The 18,393-nt window shown below is 29.9% G+C and carries 20 protein-coding genes and 2 tRNA genes; 6 read left to right on the forward strand and 16 right to left on the reverse strand.

The window, feature by feature from the left end; translation table 11 throughout:
- Positions 1 to 46: 46 nt before the first annotated feature.
- The 10 genes from QZ306_RS06170 to QZ306_RS06215 form a co-directional block, all read right to left on the reverse strand.
- The gene (locus QZ306_RS06170) at positions 47 to 1,564 is read right to left on the reverse strand and encodes a hypothetical protein (RefSeq protein WP_295162183.1); all 1,518 of its coding nucleotides are present in this window, start codon (positions 1,562 to 1,564) and stop codon (positions 47 to 49) included.
- A gap of 27 nt (positions 1,565 to 1,591) precedes the next feature.
- Entirely contained in the window at positions 1,592 to 2,404 is an 813-nt protein-coding gene (locus QZ306_RS06175) for a hypothetical protein (RefSeq protein ID WP_295162185.1), read from the reverse strand.
- 259 nt (positions 2,405 to 2,663) lie between these two features.
- Positions 2,664 to 3,638 carry a hypothetical protein gene (locus QZ306_RS06180; protein WP_295162187.1) on the reverse strand — a complete coding sequence of 325 codons (975 nt, stop codon included), beginning with the start codon at positions 3,636 to 3,638 and terminating at the stop codon, positions 2,664 to 2,666.
- Positions 3,622 to 4,962, reverse strand: coding sequence for an LptA/OstA family protein (locus QZ306_RS06185; RefSeq protein WP_295162189.1), 1,341 nt, complete (start codon positions 4,960 to 4,962; stop codon positions 3,622 to 3,624). Before QZ306_RS06185 ends, QZ306_RS06180 begins: the two co-directional genes overlap by 17 nt.
- The gene (gene lptC, locus QZ306_RS06190) at positions 4,946 to 5,509 is read right to left on the reverse strand and encodes an LPS export ABC transporter periplasmic protein LptC (RefSeq protein ID WP_295162190.1); all 564 of its coding nucleotides are present in this window, start codon (positions 5,507 to 5,509) and stop codon (positions 4,946 to 4,948) included. The genes QZ306_RS06185 and lptC overlap by 17 nt, the downstream gene beginning before the upstream one ends.
- The gene (locus QZ306_RS06195) at positions 5,487 to 6,038 is read right to left on the reverse strand and encodes an HAD hydrolase family protein (RefSeq protein WP_295162192.1); all 552 of its coding nucleotides are present in this window, start codon (positions 6,036 to 6,038) and stop codon (positions 5,487 to 5,489) included. The genes lptC and QZ306_RS06195 overlap by 23 nt, the downstream gene beginning before the upstream one ends.
- A gap of 38 nt (positions 6,039 to 6,076) precedes the next feature.
- Positions 6,077 to 6,149 (reverse strand) — tRNA-Arg (locus QZ306_RS06200).
- A gap of 31 nt (positions 6,150 to 6,180) precedes the next feature.
- Positions 6,181 to 6,263, reverse strand: a tRNA-Ser gene (locus QZ306_RS06205).
- A 75-nt stretch (positions 6,264 to 6,338) separates the two neighbouring features.
- Positions 6,339 to 7,088, reverse strand: coding sequence for a tRNA pseudouridine(38-40) synthase TruA (gene truA, locus QZ306_RS06210; RefSeq protein ID WP_295162224.1), 750 nt, complete (start codon positions 7,086 to 7,088; stop codon positions 6,339 to 6,341).
- 66 nt (positions 7,089 to 7,154) lie between these two features.
- Entirely contained in the window at positions 7,155 to 8,117 is a 963-nt protein-coding gene (locus QZ306_RS06215; protein WP_295162194.1) for an ABC transporter substrate-binding protein, read from the reverse strand.
- A gap of 205 nt (positions 8,118 to 8,322) precedes the next feature.
- Here QZ306_RS06215 and QZ306_RS06220 point away from each other — a divergent pair, with 205 nt between their 5' ends.
- On the forward strand, positions 8,323 to 9,375 hold the full coding sequence (locus QZ306_RS06220) for a DegT/DnrJ/EryC1/StrS family aminotransferase (RefSeq protein WP_295162196.1): 1,053 nt from the start codon (positions 8,323 to 8,325) through the stop codon (positions 9,373 to 9,375).
- Positions 9,376 to 9,429: 54 nt separating this feature from the next.
- Complete coding sequence (locus QZ306_RS06225; RefSeq protein WP_295162198.1) at positions 9,430 to 10,251, forward strand: metal ABC transporter permease; 822 nt, start codon at positions 9,430 to 9,432, stop codon at positions 10,249 to 10,251.
- Positions 10,252 to 10,295: 44 nt separating this feature from the next.
- Here the strand turns inward: QZ306_RS06225 and QZ306_RS06230 are convergent, their stop codons facing one another.
- On the reverse strand, positions 10,296 to 11,036 hold the full coding sequence (locus QZ306_RS06230; RefSeq protein WP_295162199.1) for a metal ABC transporter ATP-binding protein: 741 nt from the start codon (positions 11,034 to 11,036) through the stop codon (positions 10,296 to 10,298).
- 6 nt (positions 11,037 to 11,042) lie between these two features.
- Positions 11,043 to 11,918 carry a zinc ABC transporter substrate-binding protein gene (locus QZ306_RS06235; protein WP_363322648.1) on the reverse strand — a complete coding sequence of 292 codons (876 nt, stop codon included), beginning with the start codon at positions 11,916 to 11,918 and terminating at the stop codon, positions 11,043 to 11,045.
- Positions 11,919 to 12,093: 175 nt separating this feature from the next.
- Here QZ306_RS06235 and QZ306_RS06240 point away from each other — a divergent pair, with 175 nt between their 5' ends.
- From QZ306_RS06240 to QZ306_RS06255, 4 genes are read left to right on the forward strand one after another with little or no spacing between them, the layout of a single operon-like run.
- A complete protein-coding gene (locus QZ306_RS06240; protein ID WP_295162202.1) occupies positions 12,094 to 12,507 on the forward strand; it encodes an META domain-containing protein in 414 nt (137 codons plus the stop codon).
- Between the two features lie 24 nt (positions 12,508 to 12,531).
- On the forward strand, positions 12,532 to 12,942 hold the full coding sequence (locus QZ306_RS06245; protein ID WP_295162204.1) for an META domain-containing protein: 411 nt from the start codon (positions 12,532 to 12,534) through the stop codon (positions 12,940 to 12,942).
- 2 nt (positions 12,943 to 12,944) lie between these two features.
- Entirely contained in the window at positions 12,945 to 13,667 is a 723-nt protein-coding gene (locus QZ306_RS06250) for an ABC transporter permease (protein WP_295162206.1), read from the forward strand.
- A complete protein-coding gene (locus tag QZ306_RS06255) occupies positions 13,664 to 14,353 on the forward strand; it encodes an ATP-binding cassette domain-containing protein (protein WP_295162207.1) in 690 nt (229 codons plus the stop codon). The genes QZ306_RS06250 and QZ306_RS06255 overlap by 4 nt, the downstream gene beginning before the upstream one ends.
- On the opposite strand, the gene QZ306_RS06260 is transcribed toward QZ306_RS06255, so the two are convergent.
- The 4 genes from QZ306_RS06260 to QZ306_RS06275 all read right to left on the reverse strand — a co-directional run bounded on the left by QZ306_RS06260 (position 14,354) and on the right by QZ306_RS06275 (position 18,049).
- Complete coding sequence (locus QZ306_RS06260) at positions 14,354 to 15,361, reverse strand: calcium/sodium antiporter (protein WP_295162209.1); 1,008 nt, start codon at positions 15,359 to 15,361, stop codon at positions 14,354 to 14,356.
- Between the two features lie 29 nt (positions 15,362 to 15,390).
- Positions 15,391 to 15,972, reverse strand: a complete 582-nt coding sequence (locus tag QZ306_RS06265; RefSeq protein ID WP_295162211.1) for a hypothetical protein — start codon at positions 15,970 to 15,972, stop codon at positions 15,391 to 15,393.
- A gap of 117 nt (positions 15,973 to 16,089) precedes the next feature.
- Positions 16,090 to 16,422 (reverse strand): cupin domain-containing protein, encoded by a 333-nt coding sequence (locus QZ306_RS06270; protein WP_295162213.1) that lies wholly within the window; start codon positions 16,420 to 16,422, stop codon positions 16,090 to 16,092.
- Between the two features lie 16 nt (positions 16,423 to 16,438).
- Entirely contained in the window at positions 16,439 to 18,049 is a 1,611-nt protein-coding gene (locus tag QZ306_RS06275) for a CTP synthase (protein WP_295162215.1), read from the reverse strand.
- Between the last annotated feature and the right edge of the window lie 344 nt (positions 18,050 to 18,393).

Below are 18,393 nucleotides of genomic sequence, written 5' to 3' on the forward strand. Positions count from 1 at the left end.
TTAAATCCGATGCCTTTTATTTTATAAGTATATAATTATGGTGCTGCTATTCTGCTTTTTCAAATTTTAATTTATAAGTTATTTCAAACTCTTCTCCGTTGGAAGTATCGTTTCCTTTTTTCCAATTATATTTTATTGTAATATCCTTTTCCTCTCCCTCTTTAAGAGTAAAATTATCATCATAAGTTATAGAGCATAAAGTATTTGAATTACTAATTATGCTTTCTCCTGAATCAGGTTTAAAACACTTTTCTGCATCATTATACTTTAATCTTAATTTAGGAGAATTTTTTTCAGCCATATTACCGCTTCCATTCTCTCCGAATTTAGCAGTATCTGCAAATAATGTTTCCCAGTTATATTTATCAACTCTTGATCCTAAATCTATATTCATCTCTTTTCCGACTGTTATTTCATATTCCTTGCTTGAAGAAAAATATGCAGTTTTTCCTATATATAATTCCAATACCTCACTCCAATATATCGCACCTGTTATAGATTCTGATCTAGGATCTTTATTTTCAATAATATCAAGATCTTCTATAAGAATAGAACTGTCATAAGCTGTTCCCGCTATACTATATGTAAATCCTGCATAATCTCCTGGTTTACCCGGAATGCCGAACACTTTTGTTCTGCTTCTTACGCTGATATTTTTCAATTCTTTAACTGTAATAGTAATCTTATATTTGTCATTATTGTGTTTAGATAAATACGGAGAACGCCCTTTGCCGTTTTCACTATGAGAAGCCATCTCTTCATAGCCATGCTGCTTAGGTTCATAGCCTGTAGGATCTTTTGGGAATTCGGATGTATAATCATCATATAAAACAACTTTACCAGATTTATCAACATAACCTATAGGGTCATACTCGTAAAAAGGAATTCTTTTTGCATAATATTCTATAGCTCTGAAGTCTTTAGGATAAACATTACCTAAAAGAGATCCTGTAGCTGTAATCTTACCATAAGCAAATACAAATTTAGAATAAGTATCCACAGCTATTAAATACTGCTTAAGTTCTATACTAGCCTTTCCGTCTATAGAATAAAATCGGAATCTGTCCATTCTCCCTTCTAAATAGCCGCTTTTAGCATAAAGCGGATTATCTCCGTTATATTTATATATTGTTAAAGGATTAATATTAATAGTGCCTAAAACAGGGGCATTATAAACTTTATTAAGTCCTGTTTCAGGGATATAATAATAAGCCTGTTTTCCTTTCCAATCTTTGCCTCCCGGAAACCATTTTTTGCTAAGCGTACTAAACATATATATAGGCAGATTTCCTTTGCCAGCATCAAAACTTGCCTCAAACATCCATTCACTGTCAAATTTGCTTCCGTCATAACCTCCGTAATTTATATTATTCCATTCTCCTACTTTAAAAGGGTCTGAAGCAGCGTCAACATATTCAGGCGGAGGCGGAGGAGCTTCCTCTTCTGCATATAATCCATTATTACTTTTTCCGTAGTAATATTTAGGATTAAAAAAATTGCCGCCGCATGAAAAAATAAAAAATGATGCTGAAGCTAAAAAAATTAAGATATTTATCTTTTTCATTATTGCTCTCCTTAATTTATTTAAATTTTAAACATTAAACCCTAATCCCAGAGTTAATCCGAAATCTAAAGAATTTATAAAATAAGATTTTAAAGGCGTTTCCATTGTAAAATCAGGCCTTACTTGACTCATAAGCTCAAATAAAGAATCAGGCATAGTTATATATTTAGGAGAATATACATTAAATCTGGCATAAGCTCCAAGTATAACTTCAAGTCTGTTATCAACAACAGGCTGATTATATTCCAGCATAAGCTTTACGCTGAACATTACAGGATTCATATTTTTTATCATAAAATCGGTTACAATTATCTCCCCTATTTCAGGCAGCTCCGGCAAACCCGCATCGTCATAAGCCAAATACTCAGGAGATAAATCCGCTATCATTCTGCCTCCTATATGAAGCCCTAAAGCTAATTTGCTGTTAAAAAAATAAGCTTTAGTACCTACTCCGAAACTTATTACAGGAGTATAGCTTACATTAATAAACATATTAACGGTATTTCCATCAAAGGTATTTCCTGCAACCTGTCCTGCAAATCCGCTTCCTACTCCTATAGATCCGAAAAAACTCATACCGCTGAATTTATCGCTGCTCATAGAATTAAACCATTTTTCAGAACCGAATAGGTAGCCAAGCTCGGCTTCGCCGTCCATAGTATATCCGACAGCCCCCTTCATATACGAGGCTCCCATCTTATCCAAATCCGCTTTGCTTATAGAAGGCATAGTTGCAGAGCCGTTAAAGTTTGCTTTTAATGCCCATATAAAGCCTTCATCAAAACCGTAAAGCGGTAAACAGAATATAAAGATTAAAATATTAATAAAAATCTTTTTCATAATAAAAATAATTTCCTCCGCCATAATAAAAACCGACATAATAATTAAAATGTTTATTATTAATAATACTATTATTTTTATTTAGTGTAAATACTGTTTTTATTGTATTATACAAAAAATTTACAATTGTCTATTTTTTTTTTTTTTTTTTTACTACATATAACACATATTTTTAGACATTTAATAATTTTTGTAGAGTTTCTTATAGACATTTTTCATATAATGTTTATTTTACTTCATCTAATACTATTTTTATATATCAGTTTTTAATAGTATCTCTGTAGCATTTTATTGTTTTATAAGGCGGCTTTAATTGAAAGTTTATTATATTGCTGTACCAGCTAAGATAATCAAACCTATTCACCTCAGACATAATTGAATGCTCCTCTTCGCTGTGAATGTCGTATTTAGGAAACATCATAGCCATAGTCTGAACAATATAATAAGAAAATATTTTCTTCAATGTTTCTTTATCTAAGCCTGAATTTAATAATTGATAAGTGCTTATTACCGCAATAGATCTGCATGGCTTTATGCTGCAGTTCTCTGAAACTATTCTGTCAATAAAGCCTCCGTCAGCTATTGATTTAGCGCTCATGCCTATATAATTTGAAGTAAGAGGCATATTAATTATAATAACAGAGGAATCTTTAAACTCATTTGCGGCTATTTTCCAATACAATGAAGTAAAAATAAATAATTTATCTCCAAGCATTAATCTGCTTCTTCCCTTTACAGGACTATTCCAAACATTAAGTACGCTTTGCCTGTATGACGGCGCTATATTTTCAGCCGCTAAGCTTAACGGTACTTCATATTCATATCCGAATAATTTTTTTATATTTATTCTGCTTTCATTAGAAAGAGAGTATAATATATATTTTTCTAAAACATCTAAATCCGTATTTTTTATATCTATAAAATATTGCTTAAATATATCCGAATTTTTAAGAATTATTTCTCTATTGTTATTATAAAATTTTTCATCTCTTATGCCGTTTTTTAAGTTATACCTTATCTTATAACCTAATATTTCATAAGTAATATTTGAAAGATCTTCATCAAAAATATCAAGAAAATCGCCTGCCTCAAAACCTATAATACCTTCGTCTTCAATATATGTTATATTAACATTATATATTTTAGACTTATTAAGAGGCTCTGTGCTTTTATGACATGATAATAAAATTAATAAAAATAACAAAAAAAACAGAATATTACTCAGATATTTCACCGCTTACACCCATAGCTTCTATTTTTTCTGTATCTATATAATACTTTATTTCCCTAGCCCTTACAGTACTGTCTTTCTTTTTCAAATAAGGACTTTCTCCCCAAAGTCTTAAATATTTCTGCTTATCAAAATAAGTAGCCCAAGCGCTTTTTGAGTTCATATCTCTGACCTCTACAAATACATTTCCGTTAGCCCTTAATTTTTCATCATCATTAAACATCTGCATAGTAACAGAAGTAATTTTCATGCTTCTGTCTTCAACATAAGCCTTAGGACTTCCGCTTACTGTAGCTACTTTGGTATCAGGGTCTAAATGAAGCAGATCTCCCTCTAATGACAAGCTTTCATCATAATCAATCATAGCAACATCATTATGAAATATAACATCTTTAAACTCTTCATCTTTTTTATATTCTATCCATTCGCCGAAAGCTATAATTCCTCTGTCAGGTATTCTTACGGAAGGATCTTCATACATATATACATGCTCATTATCTATTTCATACTCTATGCTGCCGCCTTTAAGTATCATATTTTCTTCATAAAAGTATGCCGTAACATTACCATATGCATATAAAATACGGGTATTATTATCTTTTCCTCCGTATTCATTTAAAAATAATCTGTCAGCCGTTACAATATTATAATTGCTTACATCACCGTTTTTTTTATTTGTCTCAGAGGAATTAATATAATTATTAGTCTGAAGTATATATATTTTTCCCCTTCCCATAACATTAGCGGTTTCTGTTTTAGCATTATACTCTAATATCTCGCCTTCAAGTCTGTCGGCTCCTTGATAGAGTCTCGGATTTCCTTTAAGAACTGCAATTTCGCTATCTATATTATAAATTAAATTATCGCAATATCCGTCTGTTTTTCTTTTACTCTCTGCATCAATATGGGTAAGATGAACATTGCTTATGGCTTTTGCAATAGGCGTATTAAAATCTCTCTCCATAAAAGAACTTCTTATGGTCATATTATTTTCAGAGGATCTAAGCATAGGTTTATTTTTTACATAAGCATATCTGCTTTTTCCGTTATAGCTCGCATATCCTCCCGTTATTTCCGATTTATTAGTCTTGCTTAATAGTCTTACGCCCCCGCTGAATGTAGCCAATTCCGTTTCCTGATAAAATGTCATAATATGGCTTGTAATAACGGCTGATGAATCTTCCATTTTAGAATTTCCAGTATACTGAAAAACTTTTGTTTTATTATTATATGTGAATTTATCGGCGCTTCTTCTTGATTGAGCTATTAAAGTTAATGTTATTATAAAAAATATCGGTATGATAAAAAGCTTATTTATCTTCGGCAACAGGCACTCCTATAGCATTACCCTCATCAACCTCATTATATATGGTAATATGCTCCAAACCGATATCTCCCTCCATACTGCTTCCCGTAAGCCAGCTTCCGTCTTCATGCTCAATTCTTATAGGAACGGGACTTCTAAACTGCTGTTTTTCATTATCCCATTGCAGATATTCCGTATAAAGAATGGTATTATTTGAAGATTTTGCAATCACATTTGTATATATCTGGGTATATAATGTTTCCTGATTTATAATTACAAACTCGCCCGATATGCTGGCGGCTATAGTTCTATTAGATTCATAAGTATAGCTTCTGCTGTCATATAATTCTATTATTTTTTTCTGATTATAAAATTTAGCATTTACGGCAAAAGAATCCAGCTGCTTAAAGTTTGTATCATAACTCTCTCTTCTGAAGCCGTAAAACTCCATATCAGGAGGAGGAACAAAATCTTTTTCCTGATTAAATTCTTTGCCTATATCCTTAAAATTTGTACATGAAGAAAATAATAAAAGCATTAATATATTAAAACCGTTTAATAACTTCACTGTAAATACCTTTCGACTTTAATATCATATCTACTGCAGCCCTAAATGCTCCATGACCGCCTTTTTTATTAATTATTATATCAGCAGTTTTTAAAGCCTCATAATGCGCATCTTTAGGGGCAAACGATATTCCCGCATACCTCATAACTTTTAAATCTATCAGATCATCGCCTATATATGCAATCTCTTCTTTATTTAAACCGTATTTTTCAATTAAAGTTAAAACAGAAGGCATCTTATTTTCTTTGCCTAATATTAAATCTTCAAAACCGTATTTTCTGAATTTGTCAAATCTGGCTTTAATAGAGCTGGAGCTGCTTCCTGAAATAACAGATATTTTTATTTCTGATTTTAACGCCATTATTATACCTGTACCGTCCTGAGTATGAAAGAATTTACTTTCAATGCCGTTATCATCAATTATAAGCCTTCCGTCCGTCATAACTCCGTCTATATCCGAAATTAAAAGCCTGATTTTTTTTAATTTATTTTTATTAAATATATATGATATATAATCTCTGATATTCATTTTTAAGAATCTTTAATTAAAATATTAGATAAATATTTTGGGGCTTACAGGACTCGAACCTGCCCACCCGGTTTAGGAAACCAGTGCTCTATCCTGATGAGCTAAAGCCCCTTAAAAAGGGAGCTGCTTTTAATTTAATAATCGGAGAGCGTGGGACTCGAACCCACATGGGTGTTAGCCCGGCGGTTTTCAAGACCGCTGCTCTACCAATTGAACGAGCTCTCCAAATAAATATGCATACTATTATAACATATATAAAATTTATTTCAAGTTTTTTTTATCTTTTATTAATTTTTTAGTTTAATCATTTTTAAAAAATGCTCTTCTGAAATAAAGCCCATGAGCAGGAGCCGTTACAAATGCGCTTGATCTATCTTCTCTTTTTAAAATATCTTCTATAAAATTAACAGGCATTCTTTTTTTCTGACCTTCAACCAAAGTCCCGACTATTATTCTAACCATATTATGCAAAAAAGCATTACCCCTAATAATAAAATATATAGTATCGCCCCTTCTTACTGCTTTAACTCTTTCCAAATATCTGAACTTTGTATCGTTTTCATCTTCTGAAGAACAAAATGATGTAAAATTATGCTCCCCTACTAAATATTTTGCATATTCATTAATAAGTTTTTCATCTATTATATTTTTTCTATAAAACCAAGCGTATCTGTTATAAAAAGGAAAAGATATATATCCGTTATGAACTATATATAAATACTCTCTGAATACTGCCGAAGCTCTGGCATTAAAATTATCTTCCATTTCTTCGGCTTTTATTATTCTTAAATCTCTGTCTAAGCAGGAGTTTAAAGCTGTATGAACTCTGTCAATAGGCACAATCATTTCAGGTATTCTGAAATTAGCAACCTGTCCTAATGCATGAACTCCTGCATCGGTTCTTCCGCATCCGTATATAGTTATTTTTTCTCCGTATATTTTCTGAACTGCTTTATATATTTCTCCCTGCACTGTTCTCAAATTGGGCTGTATCTGCCAGCCGTAAAAATCTGTACCGTCATACTGTATTGTTATTTTTATATTATTCATAATGCATAAAGCAAAAAAGCCCATATAATATCTTATACAGGCTTTATATAAACTGATTAAATAATTTTATAAATCCGAAGGTATTATTATGCCTAATTTATGCGCCGCATTAGTATTTACTTCCAGCACAGGATTTTGTATATATTCTATAGGCATAGACGCAGGTTCTGACTCGCCTTTAAGTATTTTTACAGCCTGATAAGCAGTTAATTTTCCAAGCTCATAATAATCTATGCCGTAAGTTGCAAGTCCTCCCGCATTAAGCATTCCAGCCTCTCCGCATATAACGGGTATTTTGGCAGGCTCGGTAATAGAAATTACATTAGCCATACCTGAAGAAACCATATTATCGGTAGGCACATATACTGCATCAACTTTTCCTACTAAGCTTTGAACTATCTGCTGTATATCGTTAGGATTGGTGATTGCGGCATCAATATATGATAAACCGATTTCATCTGCTTTTTCTTTTGCCATATCAACTTGGAATTTTGAGTTTTGTTCGCTTGAATTATATAAAAATGCTATTTTCTTAGCCGAAGGAACTAATTTTTTCAGCAAATCTATTTGTTCCTTTACAGGAGTTAAATCCGAAGTGCCCGTAACATTTCCTCCAGGAGCATTATTATCAGCAACCAATTTTGAATCGGCAGGATCAGTAACCGCTGTAACAAGTATGGGTATATCTTTAGTGATGTTTGCCGCTGCCTGCGCTGCAGGAGTTGCTATTGCAAGTATTAAATCTGCTCTGTCATTAACAAATTTCTGCGATATTGTAATGCAGTTTGCCTGTTCTCCCTGAGCATTCTGATAATCTATAATAATATTTTTTCCGTCTTCATAACCTGCTTCTTTTAATCCGTCTACAAAACCTTGATTAGCTTTATCCAAAGCATTATGCTCCACCAACTGAAGTATTCCTATTTTTAAAACTTTACCGTCTTCAGAAAATGTATTAACAGAATTATCCGAACAAGAAACAGCCGATATTACAGCTGATAATAACAATATAGACAATAACCTTTTCATTATGATGTCTCCTTAAATACATAATTACCGCTTATAGTATAATATAATATGCAGTTAATAAAGTCAAATATTTATAAATTAAAAAATAATAATTTATTTAAGTAAAGTCTTAAATAGCGGAATAGATATAATTCAAATATTGAAAATAATATATTTTATGGTATTATATTTCACTGTAATAATAAACTAAATACAGGACAATAAATTGATAAGACATTCCAGACCTACCATAAGAAAAAAGGATTTAGAATCTGCTTTAAGGGTTATGATAAGCGATAATCTTGCAACAGGAGATGTTATACATGAGTTTGAAAGAAATTTTGCAAACTATTTCGGAAAAGGATTTACAGCTATATTTGTTAATAGCGGAAGCGCCGCATTGGAATTGATATTGAGATATCTTAATATAGGAGAAGGCGATGAGGTTATAATGTCCTCTTTTCTTAATGCCTCGCCTCTTCAGACAGTTATAAATCTAAAAGCTTCTCCTGTACTTATAGATATAGACGAAGACAGCTTTCAAATATCTATGGATAATGTAATAGAATCTATTAATAAAAAAACAAAAGCAATTATAGTTTCGCATATGTTCGGAAACTGCACTTTGATAGATGAACTTGCCGATATTAAAATACCCGTTATAGAAGATGCATCTCATAGCTTGGGAGGAAGATACAGAGATAATTTGCTTGGAAGCTTCGGAGATTTTGCCTATTTCTCACTATCTGCAACAAGAATGATTACTTCAGGCGGTGCAGGCGGAATGATACTTACAAAAAAAAAGGGAATGGACGCCATAAGAGATATAATTCATTATGATAAAAAAGAAAGCTTTATAAAAAGATTTAATTACTGCGCAACAGATCTTCAGGCTTCTATAGGAATAGAAGAACTTAAGCATCTTGAAAGAATGGTTGAAGTGAGAGCCGATATTGCTTCTTTTTATGATAATGCTGTACTTGAAAGCAATTTAATGAAGCTATCCGTACATGACAGTGAAAAGCCTTCGTATTACAGATATGTATGTATGCTTAACGGAAATATGAATATTCATGATGCTGTAAAAATGTTTGAGCGTCATAATGTGGAAGCCGCAAGACCTGTATTCAAACCTCTGCATAGGTATCTTAATCTGCCTAATGAAAATTACCCTAATACTGAAAATGCATATTTAAAAAGCATATCACTGCCTATATACCCTACTTTGCAGAAAAACGAGGCAGAACTTATATGCAAATTAATAAAGCAGATAAGATAATAATCATATTTGAAACTATAAGTTTATAATAACAAATTTAAGGAAATAATAATTATGGAAATATTTGAATATGATTTTATGCGTAAAGCTTTTCTGGTAGGAATTATGCTTGCCGTAATCATACCCTGTATAGGCATTGTTGTGGTATTAAAAAGGCTTTCTATGATGGGGGACGCTCTATCGCATACTTCTCTTGCAGGAGTTACATTCGGTTTGGTTTTCAATATAAATCCTATAGCAGCTTCTATTATATTCTGCATATTATCCGCATTATCAATAGAGTTTATAAGAAAAAAAATTTCAAAATACAGCGAAATGTCAATATCTATTATAATGTCTGCCTCTGTATCAATTGCAGGGATACTTTCAGGATTTGTACAAAATAATTCTAACTTCAACAGCTTTTTATTCGGAAGCATTGTTGCTATAAGCGATTTTGAATTAAAGCTTATAATATTAATAAGTTCAATATCCATACTTATTTTTATTTTATTATACAAAGAAATTTTTTATATAGCATTCAATGAAAGGCTTGCAAAACTTTCAGGCGTGCCTGTAAGCAGAATAAATTTCATATTCACAATACTTACTGCTGTAACGGTATCAATATCTGCCAGAACTATAGGAGCTTTGATAGTATCCTCTATGATGGTAGTTCCAATTGCATGTTCTATGCAGATTGCAGACAGCTATAAAAAAACTATTATTTATGCCGTATTATTTAATTTATTTTTTACGGTATCTGGAATATTTATTTCTTACTATAAAGGATTAAAACCCGGAGCTGCGATAGTTTTAATCAGTATAATAAGCTTTATTATAATAATATTATTTAAATCTGCCTTATCATCAAAGCATAATAAAAACTTTTCATAAGTTCATAGTAAAAATAAGATATTACAATAATTGTTTATTAAGAACTAACATGAGCAAATATCATCTTTATGAGGATGCTTATGTTTATGAGAAAGCTCATCATTTATCTGATTTTTTTCAAGCTCAATTAAAGAACCCTCTTCAAAACAAAATATTCTATTAGATATATAAGATATTCTTTCAAAATCATGAGTTACCATTATTACAGTTATCTTTTTTTCATTATTCAAATCATACAGTATTTTATATATTAAATTTACAGTTTCGCTGTCAACTCCGTTAGCAGGTTCATCAAGAAGAAGAATATCAGGATTTGATATTAAAGTTCTTGCTAAAAATACTCTCTGAATTTGTCCTCCCGAAAGCTTTGATATCATTCTGTCTTTATACTTTTCCATTCCGAAAAGCCTTAACGAATTCATAACTTTAATACGGTGATTCTTATTAGGAAATCTGAATAAACCTATATCGTAAAAATTATTCGACATTACTATTTCATAAACTGTAGCAGGAAAGTTTAAAATTTTAGAATAGGCATTTTGTTCTAAATATCCTATCTTATTCCACTCTTTAAATTTATGTATATCCTCTTCATAAATATTTATAGAGCCTCTGTATCTGTTGATCTCTCCTAAAATGAGTTTTAATATAGTGCTTTTTCCTGCTCCGTTGGATCCTATTATAGAAACAAAATCACCTCTATTTATATCAAAGCTTATGCATTTAAGTATATCATCAGAGCCATATCCGAAATGCACATTTTTAAACTCTATAATTTTACTCATAATATATTAATTAAGTCCGTTAGTTAATGATATAATATTTTTTTCCATCACAGAAAAATAATCTTCTCCCGAATTAATATGCTCGGCACTTAAAGATTCTATAGGATTTAATGTTAATATTTTTACTCCCGTTTCTTTTGCAATAGAATCCGCCAGATTTGAACTTGAAAAATCTTCACAAAATACAGCTTTAACATTATTATTTTTTATAAAATCTATTATGCCTGACATAGTCTTAGGATCCGCCTCATCTCTTGCAATGGCGACCTGATTTAATGAATAAGCTCTGCAAAAATGTCCGAAAGCCGGGTGAGTTACAACCAAATTAGTATTTTTTATTTTTGAAAGAGAATCTTTAATACTATTATCCAATCTATCAAGCTTATCTGCATAAAAATTATAATTAGAATTATAATAATCTGCATTATCAGAATCTATTTCGGATAATGCATTTTTGATATTTTCCATCTGTTTTTTTGCTTTTAAAGGAGAAATCCAAAAATGAGGATCCAAACCTTCTATGCTCATGTTGGAAGAAGCTTCAATATATTTTAATTCTTTTACTGCATTTTTTACAGTATCAATATAATGCTCCATTCCCCCGCCGTTATAAATGAATAAATCTGCTTTTGTTAAATCAGCCATGTCTTTTGAAGTTATTTCAAAATCATGCGGTTCTGTTCCCGCAGATGTTATATTATAAGCATCTATTTTATCTGCACCTATTTTTTTTACAAAATCATATATAGGGTATATGCTCGCATAAACCTGAAGTTTGTCTGATGATGCCTCATTTTCTTTTAATAAATCGGAAGACTTTGAAAAGTTACCGCAGCTTATAAGCAAGAATAATATAAAAATAATTACTATATTTTTTTTTATCATAAATATTTTATTCCTCTTTGATATATACCGCTATATTATAATATGATAATTATCAAATTTCAATATGTTCTGCTGTACTAACATTATTTAAAAGCATGCAAAAAATATATTATTAAGTATAATAATTTTTTCCGACAATCTTAATAATATTATAGTTTAGATTAGGATAATTATGAAATACATTATATCGTTTTGTACAGTAATATTATTTATATATTCATGCACAACTTCAAAAGATACTCATATACATATAAATTATGAAAATGATAATAATATTTTCGGCAGGAAGTTCAAATTAATAAATATGTATGCCAATATGAATATAACTATACAATTTGAAGAAAATACAATTTTCGGGTCTTCAAATATAGGAAATTATACATCTTCTTATACTGCAGACGGCGATATATTTAATATTATTTCAATATCATCAAAAAGAAATTCATCTGCCTGCAGAGAAGAAAGCAATGCTGAAAACAATTATTTCAGCATGTTAAAAAATGCAACTTCTTATGAGATTAAGGGAAAATATTTGATAATATATACTCTGTTATCAAGCGAAAATTTAGTATTTGAAGAAATTTAGAAATGTATTTTTAGGATATTTTTAATGGCAAAAAATTTCAGTTTAATATTTTATTTTATTATCATATTATTTATAAGTTCATGCGCTTCATCAAAGCAGACAATAAATATATCTACAAGTACTTTAAATGGAAAAACTTTTCAGCTTACAAATATGTTTGAAGGAAGAGGCATTACGATATCTTTTTATAATGAAGAGTTTTACGGCTACAGCGGATTTAATACATATCTTGGAAAATACGAAATGAGGCGCGGAAATATGATAATATTTAAAGATATGGCAGTAACTAAAATGGGAGGAGCATCTGCCGCCGTTGAAGAAGAAAAACAATATATAGAACTTCTTAATAAAGCATCATCAATAGAACTTACAAGCGATACTCTTAAGATAATAACATTAGATGATGAAACACTTATATTCAAAAGAATTAAATAATAATGAATTATAAAAAAATTATTTATATAATACTCGGAATAGCTGTATTTACTGCCGTATGGAATTTTACAGCATTTAAAATTAACTCTGAAATAATATTTCCCAACATGCATAATATATTAAAAAAACTAATTGAAATAATAATAGAAAAATCTTTTTATAAAGACTTATTGTCAAGCATAATGCGTATATTAATAACATTTGCATTATCATTTTTATTGTCATTAATTTTAGGAATATTATCAGGAATATTTATGCCTGTAAGATATATGCTGATACCTATAATAAATTTCATAAAAACAATACCAGCTATACCGTTAATACTGGTTGCGGTAATATGGTTTGACAATAATACTGTACCTGTATTTGTTTCTATGCTTGTTATTTTTCCTATAATGTACGAATCTGTAACGGGCGCCATAATAAATACAGACTCTAAACTTATAGAGATGTCGGCATCATATAATGTGTCTTTAAAAACTCAGATATTAAATCTTTATATACCGTCAGTAAAACCTCATATATTAACTGCTATGTCTCAGTCTATGGGAATAACTTGGAAAAGCATATTGGCGGCTGAAATATTATCATTGCCCGCACTTGGAATAGGAAGCAGACTCTATGAATCTCATCTGTATTTAGACAGCGTAAGCTTATTTGCATATTGTTTAATTGCAATTATATTTAACGGTATATTTGAAATTATTATAAGGATTAAATCATGATAAATAAAGGCATAGTATTAAAATTAGAAAATATAAGCCTTTCTTATAATAATTTAACGGTATTTAAAAACTTTAATGCAGAATTTCATCTGAATAAAATTAATATAATATTAGGCTCATCTGGCTGCGGCAAAACATCTCTTTTAAATATAATATCATCAAAAATAAATAAAAATGATAAAGCTTTCGTATATCAGGAACCAAGACTTCTAAACTTTTTTAATTCATATAAAAATATAGAATATGTTTTAAAAAACAGAATAAAAGATAAAAATAAAAGAGATGAAAAAATAAAACTTTCATTAAAGATGACGGGGCTTATAAATAATATCTATTCAAAACCAAATGAATTAAGCGGCGGAATGAAGCAGAGATTATCAATAGCAAGAGCATTAGCCTGCGATTCAAGTTTTATACTTATGGACGAGCCGCTTCAGGGACAGGATATAAAAAGAAAAAAGGAATTGTTAGATATAATAAAAAATATTCAATTAAAAACAAATAAAACATTATTTTATGTAACTCATGATGTGTCGGAAGCCGTTATGCTTGGAGATTATATATATATACTGTCAAATAAAAATAATTATACAAGCATTATATTTAAAACATATATTGATAATAATGACTTAAATAAAAAAAATAATTTCATATCAGAGTTTACAGATATATTAATAAATAACTGATTATGATACCGATGTAGTTTTAAACAGATAAACAACATATAATATATAAATAATTAAAAATATACTTCCCTTTATCTTGCCCAAACTCTTTCCTTTAATTGTAAAAAGCAGTAATAATAATCCTGCAAATAACATAACAGAAAAATCTATTAAATAATTCTGAGTTTTATCTAAAATAATACCGCCGAATTTAAATGAGGCTATGGAAGATATGCCCAAAACTCCTCCCACATTAAATATATTGCTTCCCACTATATTGCCTATAGATATATCCGATTCTTTTTTTAAAGCGGCTATTAAGCTTGTAGCAAGCTCAGGTATGCTTGTTCCTACTGCAACAACTATAAAACCTATTACATGACTGCTTAAAAAATTACTGAATATTCCCGTAACACCTTTAATAAATATATCTGAGCCGAATGCTAGGGCAAGTACAGCAGCTGTTATTTTAAATATTGCCATTAAAACAGAATTATTTCTTCCAGATGATGAAACTTCTTTTTCAAATGCGGCTAATTCTTCTTTATCTTTTGATATTACACTGTACAAATAATAAACATATATGCATAATAAAATAAGAAGTATTATTCCCTCATATACGGATATTTTATCTCCGCTTAAAGTTTTTGCAGACATATTAAAAAGCATAATGCATAAAGCAATATACATTATAAACATAAAAATAATAGAAACATAATATGACTTTTTTCCCGCCTGCATATTTATAAATAAAGCTGAAACTCCGAGTACAAATACAACATTAAATATATTGCTTCCTATAACATTGCCTACTGCAATGGAGCTTTCCCCCCTCAAAGCACCAAATAAACTTACAAAAAGTTCAGGCATAGATGTACCCATAGCAACAACGGTAAGCCCTATAACTATAGGAGGTATTTTTAATTTATTTGCCGCCATGACGCTGCCATCAACAATATATGTTCCGCCTAAATATAATAAAAATATTCCAGCCGCTGTAAAAAACGCATTCAATAAAATATTTTCCATATATGCCGTTTCCTTTTTATTAAAATAATTTACTGCTCTTTGTTATATATGTCTGTGCTTTTTTCATAATTATTATTTAAGCTTTGAGAATCGGATCCGCTTATTTCTCCTATATTTTTTTTACTGAATATTGATATTATAAATACTATCAGGCATATAATTAATACAAAAAGAACTAAAGCCGCTGAAAGCCATAAAGGCGAAAGAACCCAAATCCAGCTCCAAGCAACAGCATTAAATAATTTTAATATTACAAATATAATTCCTAAAAATGCAAAAAATAACGAAGCTATATTTAATACTGAAAAATTATTATTTAATGATGCCTGTTTGGTATTATTATTAATGTCTTCGGATAAATTTGAAGCATCATCTGAATCTTTTTTATTTTTAAAAAACATAGAATTAAAAACAACTGAAAATATTATTAATATCACTTCCAATAATAATATGCTTAGAACCAAATACCAATTTAAATCAATCAAAACTTTTGATAATTTTAAAAGCGCTAAAATAATTATAAAGACAGGCAAAAGCCTTAAAGAAAAATTTAATAAATTTCTAATAAGATATAAAACAGCCATTGTAAAAACATTTTTTACTTTTCCCATAATATAAATTCCTATAAATACAATATATTTATAAATAATATATATTATTTTAATTAAATTTAAACAGCAATTCAGAGTATTTTTTTATAAAAATATTTTTTAATTTATAAAATTAAGCTACTCTGCTTTTACCTGTATAACTAATATTTTAAATGCTTCCGAAGCTTTTAAAGAATGCATGGCATTTGCAGGTATTAATATTGATTCTCCGAACATCAATTCAGATTTTTCTTCTTCAATTGTTATTTCAGCCTTACCTTCAAGCATAAAAACCAGAACATCGCCTGTACTTGAATGCGGAGGTATATTCATATTCTTATCTGCAGATATTATCTTTATTGCTAAGCTTTTTCTATCAACCAGAGATAATGCAGATATATCTTTAATAGGTATCAAATCTTTTAATGAAACTGCCTTTTTATAATCAATATTATTAATATATCTTTCCATTTTTTAAATTTCCTTTTTATTTTTTAATCTTTGCCGCCTCTATAAAACCTACAAATAAAGGATGCGGATTAGTAATTCTTGATTTTAATTCGGGGTGAAACTGAACTCCTATCATAAAAGGATGATCTTTTATCTCAACAATCTCGGCTAAATCAGCATTCTTTAATTTTCCCGTTACAATAAATCCCGATTTTTCCATTTCATTTATATATTCATTATTAAACTCATATCTATGTCTATGTCTTTCGCTGATTTCAGTTTTATTATATAATTTATGAGCTAAGCTTCCGCTTTTTATATCGCATTCAAATGCCCCCAATCTCATAGTTGCACCTTTAAGTATATTTTTTTTCTGCTCTTCCATAAGCGTAATTATAGGATTTTTAGCGTTTTCTTTTACCTCTATAGTATTTGCATCCTCCAATTTAAGAACATTTCTTGCAAACTCAACACTCATAAGCTGCATGCCTAAGCATATACCGAAATAAGGTATTTTATTTTCTCTTGCATATTTAATAGCATGTATCTTTCCTTCTATTCCCCTCTCTCCGAATCCTCCGGGTATTATAAGTCCATGAACATCTTTAAAATATTTTTCCGTGTTATCATTTTCCAAATCTTCGGCAGAAATCCATTCTATATCAACATTAATATCATTATATATGCCTGCATGATTTAATGCCTCAGTTAAAGATATATAAGCGTCTTTCATAGAAATATATTTTCCCGCAACGGCTATTTTTACTCTTTCATTTTTTATTGCTATATTCTTCTGTCTGCATATTAAATCAGTCCAATCAGACAAATCTATCTTTGCAGTCTGCAATTTAAAATGCCTGCATACCACATCGGAAAGCCCCTGAGATTCAAGCATTAAAGGTACAGCGTATATATTAGGTTCGTCAAAGTTTTCAAACACATTCTGCTTAGGAAGATTGCAGAATAAAGCTATTTTAGATTTATGAGATTCCTGCAGATGCTTATTAGTTCTGCATACTAAAATATCGGGTATAATACCGCTTTGCATAAGTTCTTTTACGCTATGCTGAGTCGGCTTAGTTTTTATCTCTTCGGAAGAACTTATAAAAGGAATAAGCGTAACATGTATATACAAAACATTATCCTGACCTAATTCCGTTTTAACCTGTCTTATAGCTTCAATATAAGGCAGAGACTCTATATCGCCTATGGTTCCGCCTATTTCAGTAATAACAATATCTGTTCTTTTTGTATCATTTTCTCTGTATATTCTGCTTTTTATTTCATTTGTAATATGAGGTATAACCTGAACCGTTTCTCCTAAATATTTGCCTTCCCTCTCCATATTTATAACATGCTGATATATTTTTCCAGTAGTAACATTGCTGAATTTATTTAAATTCTCATCTATAAATCTTTCATAATGCCCTATATCCAAATCGGTTTCCGCTCCGTCATCTGTAACGAACACTTCCCCATGCTGAAAAGGGCTCATAGTTCCGGGATCAACATTTATATAAGGATCAAATTTCTGTATAGTTACGCTTAATCCCCTAGCCTTTAAAAGTCTTCCCAATGAAGATGCTGTTATTCCTTTTCCTAATCCCGACACAACACCGCCCGTTACAAATATGTATTTAGTGTTCATATAATCCTCATTTAATTTTTATTTATTTATAATACAATATATTTTAACATTATCATAAATTATTATTAAATCAAGGGTTTAGGCTTGTGTTTTTTAATATTCGTTATTTAATATTGCTGCTATGCTTTATTATTGCTATGTGAGCTCCGCTTTTTTTATTTATTTTTCTATTTTTTATTATTCTATATTGCTGGGATTGTATTTTATTATTTGATTTATTTGTTCTTTTTTGTACGGGCAAAAAAGAACCAAAAAAGCCCGCTTCTTTTTTTATCAAAAAAAGAAGAAAAAAAACAATTACATTATTTAAAGATTATTTTTTATTGATGGTAAAGTTTTTATTG

It is taken from the genome of uncultured Brachyspira sp., assembly GCF_910588665.1.
Taxonomy (GTDB): domain Bacteria; phylum Spirochaetota; class Brachyspiria; order Brachyspirales; family Brachyspiraceae; genus Brachyspira.